The organism is Aeromonas fluvialis (assembly GCF_000819885.1).
Lineage (GTDB): Bacteria > Pseudomonadota > Gammaproteobacteria > Enterobacterales > Aeromonadaceae > Aeromonas > Aeromonas fluvialis.
Genome location: NZ_CDBO01000076.1, coordinates 1 through 23,132 on the forward strand (window position 1 = coordinate 1; position 23,132 = coordinate 23,132).

Sequence of the window (23,132 nt, forward strand, 5' to 3'; positions counted from 1 at the left end):
ATGTGTGGGAATACGCAGCAGGCAGTATAGTCAGCAGGTTGATGTCTTCATGGGCGGCGGCGCGGATGGCACCCGGCGCTTCGGTGCCGTCGAACGGCGGATAGTGCAGCACCCGCAGCAGTGTCTTCTGGCTCTCTTCAATCATGGAAGAGAGCGGGCAGCTGTAGTGAGCGGCGATGTCGCTCGGGGTGTATTGCTCCACCCAGCCCAGCAGCTCGGCGGCCAGATCGTTGGCGAGGCGATAGTACTCCATCGCCTGCTCCCTGAGCGCTTCCGGCATCTGGCCCCAGGGATAGAGGTGGAAGTACTCCTTGATGTCCTTCTGGCTGTGACCCTTGGCCACCTCGGACACAGACGGCGGGAAGTAGCCGTCCTGGGTCTCGCGGTTGAACAGGAAATCCTGCTTCTGTTCGCTCATGAAGAAGCGATACCAGTTGTCATAGATGGACTGCACCAGCTCTTTCGGGATGGGGTGGTGGGTCAACACCCCGAAGCCCGTAGTACGCAGGGATTCGGTGAAGCGCTGCGCCGCATCGGGCGAGCGGTAATCGACGGTCAGGACTTTCATTGTTTTTGTTGCGCGCCAGTTAAAAGATGGCGCAGTTTACCTTGCGCCTGATAACAAGAACAGCGGGTTGGCCGCCCCGTCTGGCACGGCGTTGAATAGTGACAAAAACATCAAATAAACCGCACCAGACCGCTCGGGGGCGCATCCCTTGTTATGGCCTTTTATCCTCTCTAGAATGCCGCTCACTATCTTTTCCGGAGTCTGTTCATGTCCCCCAACATCCTGTTGCTGACCCTGCCGGTATTGCTGGCGGGATGCAGTGCCCTGTCAGAAGATGAGTGCCGCACCATGAGCTGGTACAACCTGGGTTATCAGGATGGGTCGGAAGGCAAAACCCGTCAGGCGACCCGCGATTACGTGTCGTCTTGCAGCGAATATGGCCTCAAAGTGGATGAGGCCGAGTGGCAACGGGGCTACGACAAGGGGCTGGAGCTCTACTGCATTCCCGAGCTGGCTTACAGCAAGGGCAAGGAGGGGCAGGCCTATCTGGGGGTATGCCCCAATGACGCCAGCTTCCTCAAGCAGTATCAGCGCGGCTACGAAGAGTACAAACTGGCTGCTCGCCTGCGGGAGATCAGCGACGAGCTGGAGCGTACCGAGCGGGATATCGAGGTGCTTGAGCGCAGCATCCGCAACGAAACCAACACGGAACAACGCGACTATTATCGGGCCAAGCGCAACCGCGCCATTCGCCACTACGAATCCCTGCGCTACGAATACAACCGTCTGCGCTATCCGGATCGGGTGATCCCGTTCTCCTTCGGCGGTTAATCCCTCTCTTCATGGCCAGCCCGCGTGCTGGCCATGTTGCATCTTGTCAGCTCAGGGCAGTACCCAGCGCTGCAACGCCAGTGCGATACCATCTTCGTTGTGGTCGGCCGTGACCCGATGGGCATGGCTCTTGATCTGTGGTGCCGCATTGCCCATGGCCACCGCCAGCCCTACCTGCTCGAACATGCTGATATCGTTGTTGTTGTCCCCAAACGCCACCACCTGATCCATCTCAATCCCTTCGCTGGCTGCCCACTGGGCCAGCCGGTTGCCCTTGCTGCAACCGGGCTGTACCAGCTCCACCGCATAGGGGGCCGCCCAGTCGCGGGTAAAGGGCATCTGCTCGACCACCTCGCCCATAAAGGTGTGCAGGCGAGCCGGATCCTGATTGAACAGCTCCAGTTTCCAGACCGGGTTGTCGAGCGAGCCTGCCAGCTCCTCGACCGGGTGGAGGGCGATCTTGAGGTGCTCCGGCTGATTGGCCGACCAGTGGCGGATGCGGGTGACATGCTCCTCGCAGCCGAGGTAGCCAATGCCCTCACTCAGATGGAACAGGGCGCCCATCTGCTGCGCCTCGACCGCAGCCAGCAGTTTAGTGAGCGGAGCGATCGCCAGCGGGTCGCCGCTGAGGATCCGGTTCTGCACCGGATCATAGAGATAGGCGCCGTTGCTGCAGATGAGGGGGGTATCGAGCGCCAGCTCGTGGTGGAAGGGGCGCGCCGTCATGAAGTGGCGTCCCGTGACCAGCAGCACTTTGATGCCCTGGGCGCGGGCTTGAGCCAGTGCCGCCCGGGTGGCAGGCGAGATCTTGTGATCCCGGGTCAGCAGGGTGCCATCCATATCGAGCGCGATGGCCTTGTACTCGCTCATAGATCCTCCAGAGATGTCTTGCGGTGGCCGGTGGCGGCTGCCATTCATATCACTCCACCAGCAATAAACTCCTAAAACCATCAATGCCTTGCAAGGGGTCTGTGCCATCGAGTGGCCAGGTTGTGATCGGGAGCGGGGTGATGGGGATGACCAGCCAGCGCCAAAAACAACAAAGCAGGCGCCGGGATGCCTGCTTTGTTGCCTTCTGGGAGGGGGTGCTCTCGTTCCAGCCCGTCGTTTCCCGATAAGGTAAGACGGCTGATGGGGCTCTTGACTCGGTAAGGTCCTTCGCCGCAGAAACCCGGTCAGGTATCTGCTTTGCCACCGGAAGATGTAACCATAATACCCCTGCCGTGCCGGTGAATGGTTGCAAAGTAACCACTTATTTCGGTTGTTTTTGCAATAGTTCACCCTTAATCTAGGAAAAGTGGATTAGTCATTGCAACGAGGAAGGGTAAATGCTGAAACTTGATCGCATAGACAGACATATTCTCGAACTGATGCAGGAGAATGGCCGCATCAGCAATCTGGAACTGGCCGAGCTGGTAGGGCTCTCGCCGTCCCCCTGCTCCCGCCGGGTCAAGGCGCTGGAGGATGCCGGTCTCATCGACACCCACGTTACCCTGCTCAACGCCCGCCAGCTTGGCCTCACCCTCACCTCCTACATTCACATCTCCATGGACAGACACACGCCGGAGCGGTTCGAGAATTTCGATCGCGCCATCAGCGAACTGCCCGAAGTGCTGGAGTGTGATCTCATCACCGGCAACGATGCCGACTACCAGCTCAAGGTAGTGGTGCGCGACATGGAGCACTATCAGCATTTCCTGCTGGACAAGCTGACCCATATTCCGGGGGTGACCGGGGTGCGCTCCAGCTTCGTGCTGCGCCGCATCAAGCACAAGACGGCGCTGCCGCTCAACCATCTGGGTTGAGCCTGCGGAAACAACTCATAGAAACAGAAAGAGGAGGCCAGTGGCCTCCTCTTTTGTTATTCGCTCTTGGTTATTCGGTAGTGGTTATCGGGTCTGGATTAGCTGTCGCGGTGACGGGGCGACTGCCGTGGTCAGACGCTGACCTGGCTGATGTCTTCCACTTGCAGCAGCCAGCCGCTCTGCTCCTGCTGCGGTTCGCCGCTGACTCGCAGCCGCTCGCCTGTCGGCACCCACTGCCCCTCGGGCAGGGAGACCAGCAGGCTCTCGCTGCCGTTGTCGAACAACCAGCGATCTTCGCCAAGCGATTCAATCAGATAACCTTCCATCTCCACTCTGGACTCGGCTTGCCAGGATGGCGCAACGGAATCACGGCTCTCGATGAAATCCCCCTGAACACCAAAACTGGCTAGCCCCCACAGAATGGAGAGCCCGACGATGGATGTTTGCATCTTGTCTCTCCTCTTTTGGAACTGTAGGGCCAGTATGGGAACAGAAAACTGAGCGCACCATGAACAAGGTGGCAAAGTGCTGGTGAGATCGCGAAAAAATCCGGCCAATTGGCCGGCAGTGTCATTTTATGGTGCCTGGATCACACTATTTGGCGGCTTCTTCTGCCATCCGTTCAGCTATTGGCTTATTCGTCCACATGGCTACCCCGCGATGATCCGCACAGATCCCCTCTGCCACCACGGCGCGAACCCGGGTGCCATCTTTGCAAATGGCCTGCCAGGCGTCGGCATCATCGATGGCGAGCGAGTTGGGGGGCGGCGTGGTTTGGCAAGCCGTGAGCAGCAGGGCGCACAGGGGGAGCAATGTTTTCATGGCGGACTCCTCGGGGTGATGGGGGACTGAGAGGATTGGGATGACCTCTCCATCCGGGCTTCACTCCCCAGCATCAGTGATAACCGGTTCAGGGGCAAGGGGAGGGGTCACCGACAGGCGCAGGTGCCGTGCAGCCGGGGCTTGCCCTGTGCCCTTCTTGGGCCTAAGGTGGGGCCGTTTTACTGCCTGATTGAAGGAGCGTTTTCATGTCCACTCTCTATCCCCGCGTCGGGGTCGGCGTCATCCTGACCAACGCCCAAGGCCAGGTGCTGCTTGGCAAACGCAAAGGGAGCCATGCCCCCTACTGGTCGATCCCGGGTGGTCATCTCGAGCTGGGGGAGAGCTTCGAGTCGGCGGCGATCCGCGAGGTGGCCGAGGAGACCGGACTTGAGATCCACGGGCCCGAGGTGGTGGCGGTGACCAACAATCTTGAGACCTGGCGCGAGAGCGGGCTGCACTATATCTCGGTCACCCTGCTGGCGCAGACCGATGGCGAGCCGCAACGGCTGGAGCCGGAGAAGTGCGAAGGCTGGGTCTGGTGCGATCCGCGCGAGTTGCCCGAGCCCCATTTCGATGCCAGCCGCCAATCCATCGCCTGCTGGTTGGCGGGACGCTGCTACTTGCCGGGTGATGTGCCAATGGTGTCGGCCGAATCAGCCTGATTGTCATAAAACGATCATCGCGCTGTCATAATATCTCCTCTCCATCAAGAGAAGAGGGATGAGGGAGAAGAGCGTGGGACAGGTATTTATTCAGTTTTTATGGCTGGGCTGCATCAGCTTTGGTGGTCCGGCCGCTCATATCGGCTATTTCCAGCGCACCTTCGTCCAGCGGCTCGGCTGGCTGACACAGGCCGAATTTGCCCGCTTGCTGGCGCTGTGCCAACTGCTGCCGGGGCCCGCCTCCAGCCAGCTTGGTTTCGCCATCGGTCGTCATCGGGCCGGTCTGGGCGGGGCGCTCTCTGCTTTTGTTGGCTTCACGCTGCCCTCATTTCTGCTGCTACTGGCGGCCGCGATCGGCATCGGCCAGCAGGGCAGCAATTTGTGGCTTGATGCGGCGCTGCACGGCCTCAAGCTGCTGGCGCTCATCGTGGTGGCCGATGCGGTGCTCACCATGAGTCGCCAGTTCTGTGCCACGGGAATGACCCAAGGGATCATGGTGGTGACCGCTGCGGCACTCTGGTGGCAGCCCGGTCTGCTGACTCAACTGTTGATGCTGGCGGGAGCGGCGCTGATCTGCGCCCGCAGCCAGCGCGGGGCGGGCAGTGTGCCAGCCTCCGCCGAGTTGCCTTCTGCCGCCAGCAGTCAGCCTCATTGGCCGACCCTGCTGCTGTTTGGCATCCTTTTTATCGGCCTGCCGCTGCTCGGCAGCCCGCTTGGCCAGCTGGCTGCCGACTTCTATCGCGCCGGTAGTCTGGTGTTTGGCGGTGGCCATGTGGTGCTGCCGCTGCTCCAAGAGAGCGTGGGCCACACCCTCAGCGAGCAGCAGTTTCTAACCGGTTACAGTCTGGCCCAGCTGGTGCCGGGCCCCATGTTTACCCTTGCCACCTACCTTGGCGCTCAGCTGCAGCCCGGGATGCCGCTGATCGGGGCCCTGTCAGCGACCCTGGCGCTCTTTGTGCCCGGCCTTCTGTTGCTCTGGGCGGTGGGGCCCTGCTGGCAGCAGTGGTTGGCGCGGCCCCATCTGGCGGGGGCTGTTGCCGGCATCAATGCCGCTGTAGTGGGATTGTTGCTGGCGGCCCTCTATCAGCCGGTCTGGCAGAGCGCCGTGCTGGCACCCACCGATCTGGCGCTGGCGACCATCGGTTTTTATCTGCTGCGAGTGGTGAAATTGCCCATTCTGGCTCTGGCTGGCGTGCTGGTGGGCGCCACCATCTTGTTGGCCTGAACGCGGTGAAATTCCGATAAAAAAACGGCGCCTCCGTGATGGAGGCGCCGTTGTTATTGCGATGGGTTAGCCGTTTACGGGTCGGGAGTGAAATCCAGACTCAGGCTGTTGACGCAGTAGCGCTGGCCGGTCTCGGTCGGTCCGTCGGGGAAGACGTGACCAAGGTGGGAGCCGCACTGGCGGCAAGTGATCTCCACCCGCTTCATGCCGTGGCTGTTGTCCTCGGTGTACTCCACTGTCCCCTCGATGGCCTTGTCGAACGAGGGCCAGCCGCAGCCAGCATCAAACTTGGCGCCTGAGTGAAACAGCACGCTCTTGCAGCAGACGCAGAGGTAGTCGCCGCTCTTGCGATTGTGGAGCAGGGCGCCGCTGTAGGGGCGCTCGGTGCCCTTCTCCCAGCAGACGTGAAACTGCTCGGCGGTCAGCTTGTTGCGCCACTGTTCCGGATTGTTACTGCTCATACCGACTCCTTGCCATCCATACCGGAGCCCAGCATAGCGGCTCCGTAAAGCTGACTCCAGCATGCGTCTTATGCTTTGCCCGCATCTGTGATCGAGGTGGCAACCATCTCCTCACCGGATGCAGGGAGAATTTCCTGCAGCGGTGGCTGGGCATCCTCCGTCGTGCTGGCCAGTGCCACCCGCTCCAGCAGTTTGAGGGAGTGGGCCCGACCGACCGCCACCTGCCGTTTGATATCATCGGGCAGGAAGGGGAGGCCGTCGTTGGTGGCCGTGTCGATGGTCTGGATCCACTCCAACCCCTCGCCCGGCGGCGGCAGGCGGAACTGGATATCGTAGTCGCTGGCATTGAACAACACGTACCAGCGTTCTCCAGGGCCGCTGATCATGCCGATATCCATGGCAAACGCCTGTCCCATGGGGGCGTGCCAATCCTGATCGGTGAGCTGGTGGCCGTCCGGGTGATACCAGTTGACCTGATGACAGCTGGACGGGGTGCCATTCCAGCTGTCGTCGCTCAGCAGCAGGTTGGAGAAGACAGTGGACTCTGCCCGCAGCGCCATCATCTGCTGGGTGAAGGCAAGCAGCCGCTCGTCCTCCGGCCGCCACTGCCAGTTGACCCAGCTGATCTGGTTGTCCTGGCAGTAGGCGTTGTTGTTGCCAAGCTGGCTGCGGCCCATCTCGTCGCCGGCAAGGAAGTGCGGTGTCCCTTGCGAGAGCAGCAGGGTGGCAATCAGATTGCGTTTCTGCTGCTGGCGCAGGCTGTTGACCCGCGGATCCAGAGTCGGGCCCTCTACCCCGTGGTTATAGGAGAGGTTGTTGCCGTGGCCATCCCGATTGTCTTCACCGTTGGCCTGATTGTGGCGCTGGTTGTAGGAGACCAGATCCTCCAGGGTGAAACCGTCGTGATAGCAGAGGTAGTTGACGCTGGTGTGGGGGGAGCGCCAGTTCTTCGGGAAGATATCCCGCGACCCCACCAGACGGGTGGCAAAGTCCCCCATCTTGCCCGCATCACCACGCCAGAAGGCGCGTACCGTGTCGCGGTAGCGGTCGTTGATCTCCTGCCACTGGCTCGGGAACTGACCCAGCCGGTAGCCAAAGGGGCCGATATCCCAGGGCTCGGCGATAAGCTTGACCTGTGACAGCACAGGATCGGCCATCACCGCCTTGAAGAAGGCGCCCATGGGCTCGAACTCGCCTGCCTCCCGCGCCAGCGTCACCGCCAGATCGAAACGGAAGCCGTCCACCTGCATCTCGGTGACCCAGTAACGCAGGGCATCGAGCACCAACCGCAGGCTGTTGGGGTGATCCAGATTGACGCTGTTGCCACAGCCGGTCACGTTGGCGTGACGGGTGTAGTCCGGGCCGTGAGGACCCGCTTCGAAGGCGTAGTAACCGGCGTTGTCAAACCCCTTGAACGAGAGGGTGGGGCCGTCGAAGCCCGAGGCAGCGGTGTGGTTGTAGACCACATCCAGAATCACCTCGAGCCCGGCCCGGTGCAGCTCGCGCACCATGGTCTTGAACTCGGTCACCGCCTCGTCCGGCTTGGTGCTGTATCGCGGCTCCGGGGCGAAGAAGACGATGGGGTTGTAGCCCCAGTAGTTGGTCAGTCCCAGCTGCTCCAGTCGAGGTTCCGACATAAAGGCGGCCACCGGCATCAGCTGCACCGAGGTGATGCCGAGGCTCTTCATATGCTCGATGACCAGCGGGTGACAGATGCCAAGGTAGGTGCCTTGCTGCGTTTTGGGGATCCCCGGGTGCTGCTTGGTAAAGCCCTTGACGTGGGTCTCGTAGATAATGGTGCGGGCCGGGCTGATCCCCGGTTTGCCAACCCCTTGCCAGTCAAAACTGTCATCCACCACCACCGACTTGGCAATCATCCCGGCACTGTCACCCTGATAGAGGGCTTCATCCCAGTAGGTGGGACGACTGAGCGCCTTGGCGTAGGGGTCGATCAGCAGTTTTTGCGGATCGAACAGCATCCCCTCTTGCGGAGCACCATAGACCCGATAGCCGTAACGCTGGCCGGCCCGCACGCCGCGCACGTAGCCAAAGCGGTACTGGCCCTGACGGCCGGGCAACTCCAGGCGCGTCAGCTCCTGCTCCTGCTCATCGTACAGGCAGAGTTCCACCTTGTCTGACTGGGGAGCCCAGACGCAGAAGTGGCAGCCATTCTCGTCAAGGCGGGCCCCCAGCGGATGGCCCACCCCGTTTTCCATTACAAGCATCAAGACTCCTGTTTGATGAACAAGGTCGCCAGCGGCGGCAGATCCAGCACTATGCTGTGCGCCATCCCCTGCCAAGGGGTCGGCTCGGCAGCGAACACCAGACCCACATCATAGTTGCTGCCCCAGTAAAACTCGCTGTCGGTGTTGAGCACTACCCGGTAGTGGCCCGCCGCAGGGACGCCGACGCGATACGCGAGACGGGGCACAGGGGTAAAGTTGGCCGCTACGACGATGGCCTGTTCACCCTCCTTGTCAGATCGCAGCCAGGCAAAGATGCTGTTGTCGGCATCGTTGTGATCCAGCCAGCGGAAGCCGGTCTGCTCATAATCGGCCTGATACAGGGCGGGCTCATGACGGTAGAGGTGGTTGAGATCCCGGATCAGCCGCTGCTGACCGGCATGCTTGGGAAATTGCAGCAGGTGCCAGGGCAGCTGGGCATCGTGGTTCCACTCGTTGCTCTGGGCTATCTCGGTGCCCATGAAGTTGAGCTTTTTGCCCGGGTGGGCATACATGAAGCCCATGTAGGCCCGCAGGTTGGCGGCTCGCTGCCACTCGTCACCGGGCATCTTGTAGAGCAGGGAGTGCTTGCCGTGTACCACCTCGTCGTGGGAGAGCGACAGGATGAAGTTCTCGTCATAGTGATACACCATGGAGAAGGTCATGTCGTTGTGGTGGTAGCGACGGTGAACAGGCTCTTTTTGCATATAGCTAAGGGTGTCGTGCATCCAGCCCATATTCCACTTGAAGCCAAATCCCAGGCCGCCCAAAAAGGTGGGGCGGGAGACACCGGCATAGGCGGTGGACTCTTCGGCTATGGTCATGGCGTGGGGGTACTTGCCGTACACCTCTTCGTTGGTCCACTTCAACAGGCTGACCGCCTCGTAGTTGTGGTTGCCGCCATCGACGTTCGGCACCCACTCACCGGCGTTGCGCGAATAGTCCAGATAGAGCATGGAGGCGACCGCATCCACCCGCAGGCCGTCGATGTGGAACTTGTCGAGCCAGAACAGGGCGCTCGCCACCAGGAACTGGCGCACGGTGTCGCGGCCGAAGTCGTAGATGTAGGAGTTCCAGTCCGGGTGCCAGCCACGGCGCGGATCTTCATATTCGTAGAGCGGGGTGCCGTCGAAGCGGGCCAGCCCGTGGGCGTCTGATGGGAAGTGGGCTGGTACCCAGTCGAGGATTACGCCGATCCCGGCCTGGTGGCACTGGTCGACGAAGTATTTGAAATCATCAGCCGTACCATAACGGCTGGTGGGGGAGAACATGCCCACCGGCTGGTAGCCCCAGGAGCCGCTGAAGGGGTGCTCGGAGACCGGCAGCAGCTCGATGTGGGTGTAGGCCATCTCCGTGACGTAGGCGACCAGCTCCACCGCCAGCTCCCGCCAGCTCAGGCTGTCGCCATTGGGGTGACGCTTCCAGGAGCCGACGTGCAGCTCATAGATGGAGAGCGGCTGCTCGCGCTTGTCGTTGTGCTGGCTGGCGATCCACTCGGCATCCTGCCACTGGTACTGGGCGTGGTCATAGACCACAGAGGCGAACGACGGGTACTGCTCGCAGTAGAAGCCGACCGGGTCGCTCTTGTGGGGCAGCCGGTTGCCCATGGGGTCTTTCAGTTCGAACTTGTAGCGATCCCCCGCCTTGAGGCCCGGCACGAACAGCACCCAGTGGCCGCACAGACTGCGTTGCATCGGGTGGCGACGGCCATCCCAGAAGTTGAAATCGCCGATCAGGCTCACCGCAGTGGCGCTCGGTGCATAGACCGCAAAACGCACCCCTTCCACCTGTTGGCCGAGATGCTCCACGGTGCGCAACTGGGCGCCAAGGGTGTGGTAGAGGTTTTCCGGCTGGGCGGTCAGCTCGGCTAGGCCTGCCCAGGCTGCATCCTGAAACTGATAGGGGTCGATGACCTCGGTAGTGGCATCTTGGTAGCTGGCGATCAGCTGGTAGGGGAAGGGATTTTTGCGGCGGGCGAAAACAGTTTCAAAAAGACCCGATTCATCGGTGGGCGCCAGGGTGGCAACGACTTTGCCCGACTTGAGATCCTTGACGCGAACATCGAGGGCATCAGGCAACCAGGCGGTCAGTTTTAGGCCGGGCCCATCCGGATTGGCCTGCAGGCCTAAGTGAGAGAAGGGATCGGAACAGCGGGCTGCAACCAAACGTTCAACGAGCATCGAGATTTCCTTTCATGACAGAGCATCCACTCCGGCCGGGGCCGGAGTGGATTGAGGTGAGATCGCTGTGGGAGACAGCGTCTCAACGACTGGCCTCATCACGGGCCTGGCTCATCTTGCCAGCCAGTTCTTTGAGTGCCTCATTGGCAAAAATATCTTCCAGATCCGCGGAAAGCTTGCGGCGCCAGTTGGGGTATTCGTAACTGGTGCCCGGTACGTTGACCGGCTTGCCCATCTCCAGCCAATCTTCCAGCTGGGTACTGAACAGGGCGCAGCTGCCGCGGGACATGTGGATCTGCAGACCATGGTTGAGCTCGGTGTTCATGCCGACCCAGTTCACGTCATGACTGATGTTGTCAGGGATGACCTGGTGGGCATGCAAGCTGTCGAGGATCCGCTGTTTCGCTTCGTGGCGATCAGCATACAGGGTCTTCAATACATCTTCATCCGGATACAATCCGAGCTCGCGTCCCAGCGCCAGATCGTCGCAGTGCCAGAATCCCTTGAGGGTCGGCATGTCGTGGGTAGTCAGGGCTGACATTGCCTGCTCGGCGTAGTGAGCCGGGGAGATAAAGCCTCCGTCGGCCTTGGATCGTTCGAAGAAGAACACCTTGTAGGAGTGGACGCCATTCTCTTTCAGGGTCACGTCGATCCCCTCCGGCACTGTCCCCAGATCCTCGCCGATCAGTAGGCACTTGTTGCGGTGGGATTCGAGGGCCAGAATGCCCAGCAGATCGTTGACCGGATAGTAGATATAGGCGCCCTTGGCGGCAGACGCTCCAGGTGGCACCCACCACAGACGCAACAAGGCCATCACGTGGTCGATGCGCAATGCGCCGCAGGAGCGCATGTTGGCTCGGAACAAGTCAACCATCGGCTGGTAGCCCGCCTCAAATAGCTTGTTCGGGTTCATCGGGGGCAGGCCCCAGTTTTGACCGAGCGGGCCGAGAATATCGGGCGGCGCACCGACCGAGGCTTTCGGGCAGTAGAGATCCTGGTTGGCCCAGATCTCAGTGGAGCCTTCGGAGACGCCCACCGCCAGATCCCGGTAGATCCCCATTACCATGCCGGAGGCCTTGGCGCGGGCATCGGCCTCGGCCAGCTGTTCGTCAGCCAGGAACTGCAGATAGAGGTAGAAGTTTACATCCTGCGGGTGCTCGGCCATCCAGGCGGCAACGGCTGGGTTGTGGTAATCGCGCAGCTCCTGCGGCCATACCGGCCAGCCCCAGGCATTTTCGCCTTTGGCATAGAAGTGGGCCTGCAGGGCATCAAATGCTGCCTGCTGTTGCAGGCTGTCGCCACCGGCGGCCACGAAGGCATCAAAGGCAGCCTGACGCTCGGCGCCAAGGCTTGCTTCGTCGAACACCTGACGCAGCATGCCGAGTTTGGTCTGGATCACGCCGGTATAATCGACGTTTTCCTTGGCGCGCAGATCGGCCAGATGCTGCTGGAAGGCTGGGTTTGCCACTTCCGCTTTCAGGCGATCGCTCTGCTGGAATTCGGGCACCGCTTCCACATTGATATAGGCCACGTTGAGCCAGCGACGGGAAGAGGGGCTGTAGGGACTGGCGCTCTCCGGATTGGCCGGATAGAGGGCGTGGATAGGGTTGAGACCGACGAAGTGGGCACCCCAGGCGGCGGCTTTCTCGACCAGCTGGCCCAGATCGCTGAAATCACCGATGCCCCAGTTGTGGCGGCTGCGCAGGCAGTAAAGCTGCACGCTCGGGCCCCATACCTTGCGGCCATTGGCAATCGGCGCCTGCTTGTAGCAGGCCTTGGGGGCGACGATGAGGCGCATGGTGGCCAGCGGCTCGTCATTGCCCTCTTCCAGCAGCACCAGCTGGTGATAACCCAGCTCTGGGGCCATCGCTAGGGTGACGCGATAGGCCTGGCACTCCATCTCTTCAAATTCGGCCACGCCGACCAGCTCACCCTCGATGGGGGTGAATTGACCGGACAGCACCGCACCCTGCTCCTGCTGGAGCTGCCAGGTGAGGGCGTCGTTGACGAATTCGATGGGGAGGCGAACCTCAAGGGTAACGGCGTCGCCGGAGCGAACCACCATCACAGGATCCAGCGCCCGCAGCCAGTGCTGGCGATGCTCCTCTTCCAGCTGCTGCGCCAGTGCGGCCTCGTCATCGACGCGGTAGCCCATGGCGCCCAGCATGGCGGCCTTACTCTCTTCGGATACCTGGGCCGGATGGCCCCAGGCATCGACATATTCGCTGGCGATACCTTTTGCGGCAGCCAGCTGTTCAATCATTGTGGTCATAGTTTGAGAATTCCCGCTGTGGATTCTATCTATACTATTTAGTTTGTTTGATTTTTATGGGTCGGTACTTGAACAGTGGCTCTTGGGCCATGCTAAACCGCGCACATTTTTACATATCTCCATGAATGGTTGTGTGACCGAGTAGGCACTATTGTGGATATCTGCGCGATGCCACGAATTGGCTCTGTTTTCGTCAAAAAGTGGTAATCAGTTACATAAACAGAAAATTAATTTCACAGTTTTTCATGATGTAGCGCAATTTCAGGCAGAAAGCAGGTTGACTCACCAGAGAGTTCTAGTAAATTTACAAGCGGAATTTTCTTTGACTACTGAACAGTTAGGTAACTAAATATGACTATCAAAGTAGGTATTAACGGTTTTGGCCGTATCGGTCGTTTCGTATTCCGTCTGGCCGCTGAGCGTGCTGACATCGAAGTTGTTGGTATCAACGACCTGATCGATGTTGACTACATGGCTTACATGCTGAAGTACGATTCAACTCACGGTCGTTTCAACGGTACCGTTGAAGTTAAAGACGGCAACCTGGTTGTAAACGGCAAAACCGTACGTGTTACCGCTGAGCGTGACCCGGCCAACCTGAAGTGGGATGCCATCGGTGTTGACGTTGTTGCCGAAGCGACCGGTCTGTTCCTGGACGACGCGACTGCTCGTAAGCACATCGCTGCTGGTGCCAAGAAAGTTGTTCTGACTGGCCCGTCCAAAGACGCTACCCCGATGTTCGTCATGGGTGTTAACGACTCTACCTACGCTGGCCAGGACATCGTTTCCAACGCTTCCTGCACCACCAACTGCCTGGCTCCGATCGCCAAGGTTCTGAACGATACCTTCGGTATCGAGTCTGGCCTGATGACCACCGTTCACGCTACCACTGCTACCCAGAAGACCGTTGATGGTCCGTCTGCCAAAGACTGGCGCGGTGGCCGCGGTGCGGCTCAGAACATCATCCCGTCCTCTACCGGTGCTGCCAAGGCTGTTGGCGTAGTTATTCCGGAACTGAACGGCAAGCTGACCGGCATGGCTTTCCGTGTTCCGACTCCGGACGTGTCTGTTGTTGACCTGACCGTTAACCTGAAGAAAGCTGCCACCTACGCAGAAATCTGCGCAGCGATGAAAGCCGCCTCTGAAGGTTCCATGAAGGGCGTGCTGGGCTACACCGAAGATCAAGTGGTTTCCACTGACTTCCTGGGTGAGCGTCAGACCTCCGTGTTCGATGCCAAAGCCGGTATCGCTCTGAACGACACATTCGTTAAAGTTGTATCTTGGTACGACAACGAAATGGGCTACTCCAGCAAAGTTCTGGACCTGATCGCTCACATCTCCAAGTAATTTGGGATGCGCAATCGCGTAGCTTGAAAAAGGCGGCCATTGGCCGCCTTTTTGTTTTTCGCTTTTCCCTGATGACAGGAGTCCACATGCAATCCATTCGTCCCCTGACAGCCAACTGCAAGCTTGCCAACAATGCAACCGGTCTGCCGGTGCTCACCATCAACAACGACTATGCCAAGGCAGAAATCAGCCTGTTTGGCGCCCATGTGCTGAGCTATCAGCGTCATGGCGAGCCAGCCTCCATCTGGTTGAGTGACAAGGCGGTGCTGGATGGCAGCAAGCCTGTTCGTGGTGGTATCCCGATCTGCTGGCCCTGGTTTGGCCCGGCCCCAGCCCGTGTCGGCAGTGGCAAGCCCTCCCACGGTTTTGCCCGTACTACCCTCTGGATGCTGGATGGGGTCTCCGATCACGCCGACGGCACGCTCGTTCACCTCTCTCTGCGCGACAGCGATGCGACCCGCGCTCTGTGGGATCACGCCTTCGAGCTGGAGCTGGACGTGCTGGTTGGCAAAGAGCTCTCGCTGGTGCTGACTACTCGCAACACCGGCGCACAGCCGCTGACTTATAGCGGTGCGCTGCATACCTATCTGACCATCAGTGCGCCGGAAGCGGTGAGCGTGAGCGGTCTGGGTGAGCCCTATGCCGACAAGCTGACCGGACAGGATGCCAAACAGCAGGGTGCATTGACCCTGAACGGGCCGCTGGATCGGGTCTACTGGCAGCCAGAGGCACTGGTGAGCGTGCAGGATGGTGAGCGCGAAATACGGGTAGTGAGTGGCAACCACGACAGCGTGGTAGTCTGGACTCCCTGGCTGGAAGGGGCCACCGCCATGGCTGACATGAGCGACGATGGCTATCGCACCATGCTCTGCGTCGAGGCCGCTATTGCCGGCGAGGCGGGCGTGACCGTTGCGCCGGATGAAGAGCATTGCCTCTCCACCGTGATCATCTGAGCAGCATAGCGTTCAGATAAATAAAGAGGGCTCCCGCGGGAGCCCTCTTTGCATCTCGTGACTGCGGCAATCAGGCATTGCCCTGAGTCTTGAGCTTGAGTTCGGCGGCGAAGTTGAGCATGCGATCGAGCGGGATCAAGGCTTTGACCCGCAGCGCTTCATCGACATGGATCTCGTGGCGCTCGGCACCGTCGGTGAGGGCCTCCTTGATGGCCACCAGACCGTTCATCGCCATCCAGGGGCAGTGGGCGCAGCTGCGGCAGGTAGCGCCATCGCCACCGGTCGGTGCTTCCACCATCTCTTTATCCGGACAGGCCTGCTGCATCTTGTAGAAGATGCCTCGGTCGGTCGCCACGATCAGCTTTTGCTGGGGCAGCTCTTTGGCGGCCTTGATCAGCTGACTGGTTGAGCCGACCGCATCTGCCAGTTCGATCACCGAGGCGGGGGATTCCGGATGAACCAGCACGGCGGCGTCCGGATTCTGCTCTTTCAGCTCGCGCAGGGCGCGGGCCTTGAACTCGTCGTGGACGATGCAGTGGCCCTGCCAGCGCAGCATCTGGGCACCGGTCTTCTTCTCGATATAGGCACCGAGATGGCGGTCCGGGCCCCAGATGATCTTGTGACCCAGACTGTCGAGGTGCTCGACGATCTCCAGCGCGATGCTGGAGGTCACTACCCAGTCAGCCCGCGCCTTGACGGCGGCCGAGGTATTGGCATAGACCACCACGGTATGATCCGGGTTGGCATCGCAGAAGGCGGAAAACTGCTCGATGGGGCAGCCCAGATCGAGGGAGCATTCGGCCTCCAGCGTCGGCATCAGCACCCGCTTGTGGGGGCTGAGGATCTTGGAGGTTTCGCCCATGAAGCGCACCCCGGCAACGATCAGGGTCTGCGCCTCGTGATCGCGGCCAAAGCGGGCCATTTCCAGCGAGTCACCAACGAAACCACCGGTGGCTTCGGCCAGCGCCTGGATCTCGGGATCCGTGTAGTAGTGGGCAACCAGTACCGCCTTGCGCTCCTTGAGCAGCGCCTTGATTTCTGTGGTCAAGGTCGTTCTCTGCTCGGCGCTCAGGGGAATAGGCTTGGCCGGAAAGGGGTAGTCCATCGCGACTACCGGCGGGACACTGCTCAGTGCATTGCTCATTGCGACTGTTCCATCAACGCTCGGGAAGGCCAAAATTATAACCAGAAGCCGACGACAAACCCATCACAAATCCGGTGAGCTGCAAGTGGACGAATATACTCAATTAATTCGTTGTCACGCTGCCATAAGGAGTTGCCCCATGAAGCAACGTTCCCTCAAGTTCAAATTGTTGTGCCTGACCATGGGACTGTTTCTGCTGACCGGGCTGGCCATGACCCTGTTGCAGTCAGCCTCTTTCAGTACCCTCCGTGGCATGGTGATGGCCCAGACCAGCGATGCGCTGGAGCAAGAGGTCTCCCACAGCCTGCAGTATCAGGCGGAGCGCTATGCCATCCAGATTGCCTCACTGATGCAGAACTCCTATCAGATCCCCCTGACCGTGACTGCCCAGATTGAAGCCGGGATGGTCAAGCCGGAGCTACGGTTGTCGCGGCCCCAAGTGGAGTCTCTGCTCGGCAGCAGCTTGCAGCAGGCGAGCGGGATCAGCTCCATCTACGCCCAGTTTGAACCGGATGGCTATGACGGCGAGGATGGCAACTGGCTGGGCGGAGCCAGCCACTCGGTGGTGGGCAAGGGGAGCATGGAGATCTACTTCACCAAGGATCAGGGCGGCGTGGCCCAGCAGCCGGTGGATGCCGCCGCCAGCGAGGCCAAGTTTGATACCTCCCTCAACGAGTTCGGCATTCGCAACAGCGAGTGGTATCTCTGTGGTCGCGATACCCGCCAGCCCTGCCTGATGGAGCCCTACCTCTACGAAATCAGCCCGGGCAACAAGATGCTGATGACCAGTCTGACGGTGCCCGTGCTGCGTGACGGCAAGTTTGTCGGGCTGGCCGGGGTGGATATGAATCTGCCCATCTTCCAGCAGATGGCTGAAAACCTTGGCAAGACTCTCTATGACAACAAGGCGGATGTGACCCTGGTCAGCAAGATGGGGTTGATCGTGGGTAGCAACCGCTATGCCGACAAGCTGGGGCGTCCGCTCAAGGAGGTGGGCCTGACCCTGCCTAGCGGTCAGCCGGTCAGTAGCGACAGTGACTTCATCATTCATCAACCTATCCGGATCGAGGCCGCCAATACCCAATGGTGGTTGATGATCAAGGTGCCCAGGGGGCTGGCACTGAGCAAGGCCCATACCATCAGCAGCGAGTTGGGCACCCTGCTAGTGGATGCCCAGCGGCAGCAGATCATCGCCATGGGCGGGATCACCTTGCTGGTGCTGGGTTTGCTGGTCTGGTTTATCCAGACCATCACGGCACCGCTCTCCCTGATCAGCCGTCATGTGGGCCACCTCTCCAGCAATGAGGGGGACCTGACCCAGCAGATGGAGATCGACACCCATCAGGAGCTGATCGATTTGGGCGCCCAGCTCAATGCCTTCCTCGGCAAGCTGCGGGGCATGGTGCAAATGAGCAAGGGGATCGGCCAGCAGGTCTATGAGCAGGCGCGGGAGATGAAGCAGACCGCTAACTCCATGCGCACCAGCCTGGACGAACAGCATCTGGAGCTGGAGAGCGTGGTGAGCGCCATGCACCAGATGAGCACCACGGCCGTCAGCGTGGCGGGGCATGCCGAGCAGGCGGCGCAGGAGTCGGAAGCGGCGACCCACCACATCAATAGTGCCCAGCAGACCTTGAGCCATGCGCGCAACGAGATCCACACTTTGGTGAGCGATATACATGAGGCGGACAAGGCGGTAGCGCTGGTGGCCCAGCGCAGCACCAATATCAGCCGGATCCTCGATGTGATCCGCGCCATCGCCGAGCAGACCAATCTGCTGGCCCTCAACGCCGCTATCGAGGCAGCCCGGGCGGGTGACATGGGGCGTGGCTTTGCGGTGGTGGCGGACGAGGTGCGGGCGCTGGCCAACAAAACCCGGGAGTCGACCGACGAAATTGGTCAGCTGATCGGCAGCTTGCAGACCGAAGTGAGCAGCAGTCAGCGCTTGATGAACACAGGTATCGAGCGCTCCACTACCACGGTGCAGGGCACTGAGCTGGCGTTCGAGGCGCTCAATCGGGTGGTTGCCCAGATCCAGCAGATCCACGATCACATCAGCCAAGTGGCTACCGCCGCCGAGCAGCAAAGCGCGGTCAGTGACGATATCAACAAGAATTTGATGCGCATTGGCGATACCGCCAACGTGATTGGGCAGGAGGCCAGCTCCAGCCATCAACTGAGCGAGGCGCTGGAGCAAGCGGCCACGGCGCTCGCCAGTCAGCTCGATCGGCTGCGTACCTGAGTGGCCGCCAGAGAGACAAAAGCCCGCGAGCGATCGCGGGCTTTTTTATGACTCGATGGCAGAGTTGCGTCAATTGCGGGGTTCAACCAGCAGGATGTGGGAGTCGGCCCCCACCACCCTGACCTTGCTGCCCGCCGGCAGCGACTCGTCACAGCGCACTGTCCAGACGGTGTCGTCCAGATGAACCCGGCTGGTGCCCTGAGTGACGTCATCCAGCAGGGTCAGCTCGCGGCCCAGATAACTCTGCATCCGTTCGTTGATGGGGGCGGCGGCATCCTGACCCGAGTTGTCACGCTGGTGTTGCCAGCGCCACCAGGCCCAGGTGGTGAGCAGGGATTGCACCGCAAACAACAGCAGTTGCGCCTGCCAGCCGAAGGGCCACACCAGCAGCAGCAGGCCCACTTCCAGCGCGGCGATGCCGGTCCAGAGCAGAAAGCCCACCGACCCCAGCACCTCGATAGCCAGCAAGATAAAACCGAGCCCCAGCCAGTGCCAGTGGGTCAACCCCTCAAACAGGGCCATCATTATTTGCTGCCCTTGCCATCTTTGTTGAACAGCTCGGCCATGCCAGCCACCGAGCCAATCAGGCTGCCCGCTTCCAGCGGCATCATGATGATCTTGCTGTTGGGGCCTTCACCGATGCGGGCCAGTGCCTCGGTATATTTCTGGGCCACGAAGTAGTTGATGGCTTGCATGTCACCCTCGGCGATGGCTTTGGAGACCATGTGGGTTGCCTTGGCTTCCGCCTCGGCGGCCCGCTCCCGCGCTTCGGCGGCGAGGAAGGCGGCCTGGCGCTCACCTTCTGCCTTGAGGATCTGGGACTGCTTCTCCCCCTCGGCCTTGAGGATCTTGGACTGGCGCACCCCTTCGGCCTCCAGTACCTCGGCCCGTTTCTGGCGCTCGGCCTTCATCTGGGCGTTCATCGCCTCGACCAGTGCCAGCGGCGGGCGGACATCCTTAATCTCGATGCGGGTCACCTTGATGCCCCAGGGGGCGGTGGCGGCATCCATGGTACGCAGCAGCTTCTCGTTGATGGTGTCGCGCTGGGAGAGCATCTCGTCCAGCTCCATGGCGCCGAGCACGGTACGCATGTTGGTCATGGTGAGATTGCGGATGGCGCTGGTGAGATCGTTGACCTCGTACCCCGCTTTGCGGGCATCCACCACCTGCACGAAGCTGATAGCGTCGATGGTGACGTTGGCGTTATCGCGGGAGATCACCTCTTGCGCCGGGATGTCCAGCACCTGTTCCATCATGATGATCTTGTGACCGACCCGATCCACATAGGGGATCAACAGATTGAGACCGGGTGAGAGGGTGCGGGTGTAGCGACCAAAGCGTTCTACCGTCCAGTTGTAGCCCTGGGGCACTATCTTGACTCCGGCCGCCAGGGTGGCGATCACCAGGAATACGAAAAACCCCAAGACAATCAGTGATTCATTCATCATGCTTCTCCATGTTCGGTGTCTCGATAGACTACACCCAGTGTCCTCAGATCACCATGAGCCCTTGTCTTGATCCACTGTGGCCCCAAAACAGGGCGTGTGCACCAGAAAGGGGGCTAGCGCATGAATTGCGGTGAGCCGGTGCTGGCGGTGTAACGGTGGGGAAGTTGGCGCACTCCTTGCTATAAATCCCTTTACCGCAGGGTATACCGGTTGCCACTGTGCAGCCGAAAAAGGGTACAGATACAAACAAATTGGCAGTGGCATGACGCTGGCGTCAGCTCCGCAAGGGGCTGGCGCCTTTTTTACTGGCGGCGCTGGGGGATAAACAGCATGAAGAGTGTGTGCGCATATTGTGGGGTAGGGTGCGGGGTTAGTCTGGAGCAGAGTGACACGGGGTGGCAGTTAAGCGGGGACGCCTCTCACCCGGCCAACAAGGGGGCGCTCTGCATCAAGGGGAGCAGCCTTATCGACAGCCTCGATTTTCCCGAACGTTTGCTCTACCCCCGTTGGCATGGCGAGCAGCTGGATTGGGATCGTGCGCTCGATCGGTTGGCGGGCGAGCTGGGCCGCATCATCTCTGAGTCAGGCCCGCAGAGTGTGGCGATCTATTTATCTGGTCAGCTCACCACCGAAGATTATTACGTGGCCAACAAACTGATGAAGGGGTTTATCGGCTCACCCCATGTCGATACCAATTCACGGCTCTGTATGGCATCGGCGGTGGTGGCCCATCAACGTGCGTTTGGCGAAGATCTGGTACCGGCTTGCTATGAAGATCTCGAGATCGCCGATCTGGTGGTACTGACCGGTGCCAATACGGCCTGGACCCATCCAGTGCTGTTTCGGCGTCTGCAGCAGGCCCGGGCACAGCGCCCGGGCATGAAGATGGTGGTGATCGATCCGCGGGAGACCATGACGGCCAGCCAGGGGGATCTGCACCTGCCGCTGCGCCCGGGCAGTGATGTCGCCCTGTGGAACGGCCTGTGCCGTTACCTGCTTGATAGCGGTGGTTGGGATCAGGAGTATGTTGCCCGGCATGTAGCCGGTTTTGCTGAACTGGCCAGCGAACTGGATCACGCCTGCTGGCGCCCAGAGGCGGTGGCAGCCAGTTGCGATCTGCCACTCTCGGATCTGTTGGGCTTCTACAGGCTGTTTGCGGCCAATGCGCGCACCGTTACCCTGTTTTGTCAGGGGATCAATCAATCGGAACAGGGAGTCGATCAGGCTGGCTGTATCATCAATGCCCATTTGTTGACCGGACGCATCGGTAAACCGGGAGCGGCTCCTTTTTCCATGACGGGTCAGCCCAACGCGATGGGGGGGCGCGAAGTGGGGGGGCTGGCTACTCAGCTGGCGGCCCACATGGGATTTGATGAGGCAAGCCGCGATCGTCTGGCTCGGTTCTGGGGGGCGCCGCAGCTTGTCAGTGGTCCGGGCCACAAGGCGGTGGCGTTGTTTGAGGCACTTCATCGTGGCGAGATCCGGGCGCTCTGGGTGATTGGCACCAACCCTGCGGTTTCGTTGCCTGATTCGCTACGGGTGAGTGACGCGCTGCGGCGTTGTGAGCTATTGGTAGTATCCGATGTGACGGCGGCAACCGACACCGCCCGTCTGGCCCATCTGTTGTTGCCGGCAGCCGCCTGGGGGGAGAAGGGGGGGACCGTGACCAATTCGGAGCGCACCATCAGTCGGCAACGCGCATTTTTGGCTGCCCCCGGAGAGGCTCGTCCCGACTGGTGGGCATTGACACAGGTGGCGCGTCGGTTGGGCTTTGCCGACGCGTTTCCCTATGAGCATGAGCAGCAAATTTTCTGTGAACATGCCGCCTTGTCGGGATTTGAGAACGACGGAGCGCGCCAGTTCGATATCTCCGGTCTGGCCACGCTGGATCGCACCCAGTTTGAGGCATTATCACCCATCCGCTGGCCCGTTAATGGCGCCAACCCGACCGGCTGTGATCGCCTGTTTGCCGATGGTCGTTTTGCAACCCCGGATGGCCGTGCCCGGCTGGTGGTGGCTGCGCCGCGGAGCGAGAGTCCGGCATCTCCGACGGGTGAGGGAGTGGCCTTGTTGCTCAACTCGGGGCGGTTGCGGGATCAGTGGCACACCATGACGCGCACGGGTCATGTGGCGCGACTGCAGGAGGCTGAACCCTGGCCATCGCTGCGGTTGGGGCCGGCCAGCCTGCTGGCGCTGGGGGCCGAGCCTGGCTCCTTGCTGCGGATCCGCAGCCAGCAGGGGGAGAGCCTTGCGCTGGCCTCCCGTGATGAGGGGCTGCGAGAAGGGGAGGCCTTTTTGCCGATGCACTGGAGCGAGGTCTACAGCCAGGGGGCGGGTGTCAACCGACTGGTGTCTGCCCGGTGCGATCCGCTGTCGGGGCAGCCGGCTTTCAAGCAGACTCCGGTCAGGGTCGTCCACCAACCATTACGTTGGCAGGGGTTGTGGTTGGCACGGCATCGCTTTGCGCACCCTGTCTCCTGGTGGGCCTTGCGCACCCTGGGCGGAAGCGATGGCAAGGGTGTTTGCCAGTGGTTGGCAGATTGGCACGAGACGTCTGAGCAGGCGTGGGGTCGGCTCTGTGCCGGGGGGAACTGGCTGCGACTGCCACAACCGCAGGGGTGGCTGGCGATCGAGTTGCTACAAGGGCGCATTGCCAGCTTGCTGTTGGTCACGCCGGACCCCCAATCGGTCAGGATCGACGGGCTGGCCAGCCTGCTTGGCGCGCCACTGCAAGCCGATGCGTTTGTCTCAACCCTGGATCAGGCGTTGGCGGGTGCCAGTCGCCTGATCTGTTCCTGTTTGCGCGTGAGTGAGCGCCAGATCCTGGAAGCCATTACCCAGCAGGGGGTGAATGAGGTGGCAGGCTTGCAGGCACTGCTGGGGTGCGGCAGCAACTGTGGGACTTGTCTGCCGGAAGTGGCTCGTTTGCTGGCCACTCGGCAGACATAATATCTGAACTACCCCTGATACCTCTTGATGGATAAAAAGGGGGTATATTCAATAAGTTGGC

Annotated in this window: 19 protein-coding genes; 8 read left to right on the top strand and 11 right to left on the bottom strand. The window is 60.6% G+C overall.

Annotation, left to right across the window (positions count from 1 at the left end):
* Positions 1-568 (bottom strand): 2-oxoglutarate and iron-dependent oxygenase domain-containing protein (locus tag BN1125_RS17915; RefSeq protein ID WP_042013996.1); only part of this gene is annotated, 568 nt, incomplete at its 3' end.
* A gap of 207 nt (positions 569-775) precedes the next feature.
* On the opposite strand from BN1125_RS17915, the gene BN1125_RS17920 reads away from it, so the two are divergent.
* Positions 776-1,339: a DUF2799 domain-containing protein gene (locus BN1125_RS17920; protein WP_042013997.1), complete on the top strand. Its 564-nt coding sequence runs from the start codon at positions 776-778 to the stop codon at positions 1,337-1,339.
* Positions 1,340-1,390: 51 nt separating this feature from the next.
* Here BN1125_RS17920 and BN1125_RS17925 read toward each other — a convergent pair whose 3' ends face one another.
* Positions 1,391-2,209, bottom strand: a complete 819-nt coding sequence (locus BN1125_RS17925; RefSeq protein ID WP_042013998.1) for a Cof-type HAD-IIB family hydrolase — start codon at positions 2,207-2,209, stop codon at positions 1,391-1,393.
* Between the two features lie 458 nt (positions 2,210-2,667).
* Between BN1125_RS17925 and BN1125_RS17930 the strand changes: the two genes are divergently transcribed.
* Positions 2,668-3,144 carry an Lrp/AsnC family transcriptional regulator gene (locus BN1125_RS17930; protein WP_042013999.1) on the top strand — a complete coding sequence of 159 codons (477 nt, stop codon included), beginning with the start codon at positions 2,668-2,670 and terminating at the stop codon, positions 3,142-3,144.
* 131 nt (positions 3,145-3,275) lie between these two features.
* Here BN1125_RS17930 and BN1125_RS17935 read toward each other — a convergent pair whose 3' ends face one another.
* Positions 3,276-3,593 carry a hypothetical protein gene (locus BN1125_RS17935; protein ID WP_005343224.1) on the bottom strand — a complete coding sequence of 106 codons (318 nt, stop codon included), beginning with the start codon at positions 3,591-3,593 and terminating at the stop codon, positions 3,276-3,278.
* Between the two features lie 145 nt (positions 3,594-3,738).
* Positions 3,739-3,966, bottom strand: coding sequence for a hypothetical protein (locus BN1125_RS17940; RefSeq protein ID WP_042014000.1), 228 nt, complete (start codon positions 3,964-3,966; stop codon positions 3,739-3,741).
* Between the two features lie 206 nt (positions 3,967-4,172).
* Here BN1125_RS17940 and BN1125_RS17945 point away from each other — a divergent pair, with 206 nt between their 5' ends.
* The gene (locus tag BN1125_RS17945; RefSeq protein ID WP_042014001.1) at positions 4,173-4,628 is read left to right on the top strand and encodes a nucleotide triphosphate diphosphatase NUDT15; all 456 of its coding nucleotides are present in this window, start codon (positions 4,173-4,175) and stop codon (positions 4,626-4,628) included.
* Between the two features lie 58 nt (positions 4,629-4,686).
* Complete coding sequence (gene chrA / locus BN1125_RS17950) at positions 4,687-5,853, top strand: chromate efflux transporter (RefSeq protein ID WP_042014002.1); 1,167 nt, start codon at positions 4,687-4,689, stop codon at positions 5,851-5,853.
* 74 nt (positions 5,854-5,927) lie between these two features.
* Here chrA and msrB read toward each other — a convergent pair whose 3' ends face one another.
* From msrB to malQ, 4 genes are all read right to left on the bottom strand, one after another.
* A complete protein-coding gene (msrB, locus tag BN1125_RS17955; protein ID WP_042014003.1) occupies positions 5,928-6,314 on the bottom strand; it encodes a peptide-methionine (R)-S-oxide reductase MsrB in 387 nt (128 codons plus the stop codon).
* Between the two features lie 68 nt (positions 6,315-6,382).
* Positions 6,383-8,539 carry a glycogen debranching protein GlgX gene (glgX, locus tag BN1125_RS17960; RefSeq protein WP_042014006.1) on the bottom strand — a complete coding sequence of 719 codons (2,157 nt, stop codon included), beginning with the start codon at positions 8,537-8,539 and terminating at the stop codon, positions 6,383-6,385.
* On the bottom strand, positions 8,539-10,716 hold the full coding sequence (gene glgB / locus BN1125_RS17965; RefSeq protein ID WP_042014007.1) for a 1,4-alpha-glucan branching protein GlgB: 2,178 nt from the start codon (positions 10,714-10,716) through the stop codon (positions 8,539-8,541). Before glgB ends, glgX begins: the two co-directional genes overlap by 1 nt.
* 82 nt (positions 10,717-10,798) lie before the next feature.
* The gene (gene malQ, locus BN1125_RS17970) at positions 10,799-12,988 is read right to left on the bottom strand and encodes a 4-alpha-glucanotransferase (protein ID WP_042014008.1); all 2,190 of its coding nucleotides are present in this window, start codon (positions 12,986-12,988) and stop codon (positions 10,799-10,801) included.
* A gap of 351 nt (positions 12,989-13,339) precedes the next feature.
* Between malQ and gap the strand changes: the two genes are divergently transcribed.
* Positions 13,340-14,335, top strand: coding sequence for a type I glyceraldehyde-3-phosphate dehydrogenase (gene gap, locus BN1125_RS17975; protein ID WP_042014010.1), 996 nt, complete (start codon positions 13,340-13,342; stop codon positions 14,333-14,335).
* Positions 14,336-14,421: 86 nt separating this feature from the next.
* Positions 14,422-15,288, top strand: coding sequence for a D-hexose-6-phosphate mutarotase (locus BN1125_RS17980; protein ID WP_042014011.1), 867 nt, complete (start codon positions 14,422-14,424; stop codon positions 15,286-15,288).
* 70 nt (positions 15,289-15,358) lie between these two features.
* Here the strand turns inward: BN1125_RS17980 and nadA are convergent, their stop codons facing one another.
* Positions 15,359-16,432, bottom strand: a complete 1,074-nt coding sequence (gene nadA, locus BN1125_RS17985; RefSeq protein ID WP_042014012.1) for a quinolinate synthase NadA — start codon at positions 16,430-16,432, stop codon at positions 15,359-15,361.
* A 139-nt stretch (positions 16,433-16,571) separates the two neighbouring features.
* Between nadA and BN1125_RS17990 the strand changes: the two genes are divergently transcribed.
* Entirely contained in the window at positions 16,572-18,674 is a 2,103-nt protein-coding gene (locus BN1125_RS17990; RefSeq protein ID WP_042014013.1) for a methyl-accepting chemotaxis protein, read from the top strand.
* Positions 18,675-18,743: 69 nt separating this feature from the next.
* On the opposite strand, the gene BN1125_RS17995 is transcribed toward BN1125_RS17990, so the two are convergent.
* Together BN1125_RS17995 and BN1125_RS18000 are read right to left on the bottom strand one after the other, a co-directional pair.
* Positions 18,744-19,199, bottom strand: coding sequence for an NfeD family protein (locus tag BN1125_RS17995; RefSeq protein WP_042014014.1), 456 nt, complete (start codon positions 19,197-19,199; stop codon positions 18,744-18,746).
* Complete coding sequence (locus BN1125_RS18000) at positions 19,199-20,119, bottom strand: SPFH domain-containing protein (RefSeq protein WP_042014015.1); 921 nt, start codon at positions 20,117-20,119, stop codon at positions 19,199-19,201. The genes BN1125_RS17995 and BN1125_RS18000 overlap by 1 nt, the downstream gene beginning before the upstream one ends.
* Positions 20,120-20,452: 333 nt before the next feature.
* Here BN1125_RS18000 and BN1125_RS18010 point away from each other — a divergent pair, with 333 nt between their 5' ends.
* The gene (locus BN1125_RS18010; RefSeq protein WP_052446204.1) at positions 20,453-23,071 is read left to right on the top strand and encodes a nitrate reductase; all 2,619 of its coding nucleotides are present in this window, start codon (positions 20,453-20,455) and stop codon (positions 23,069-23,071) included.
* Positions 23,072-23,132: the final 61 nt, after the last annotated feature.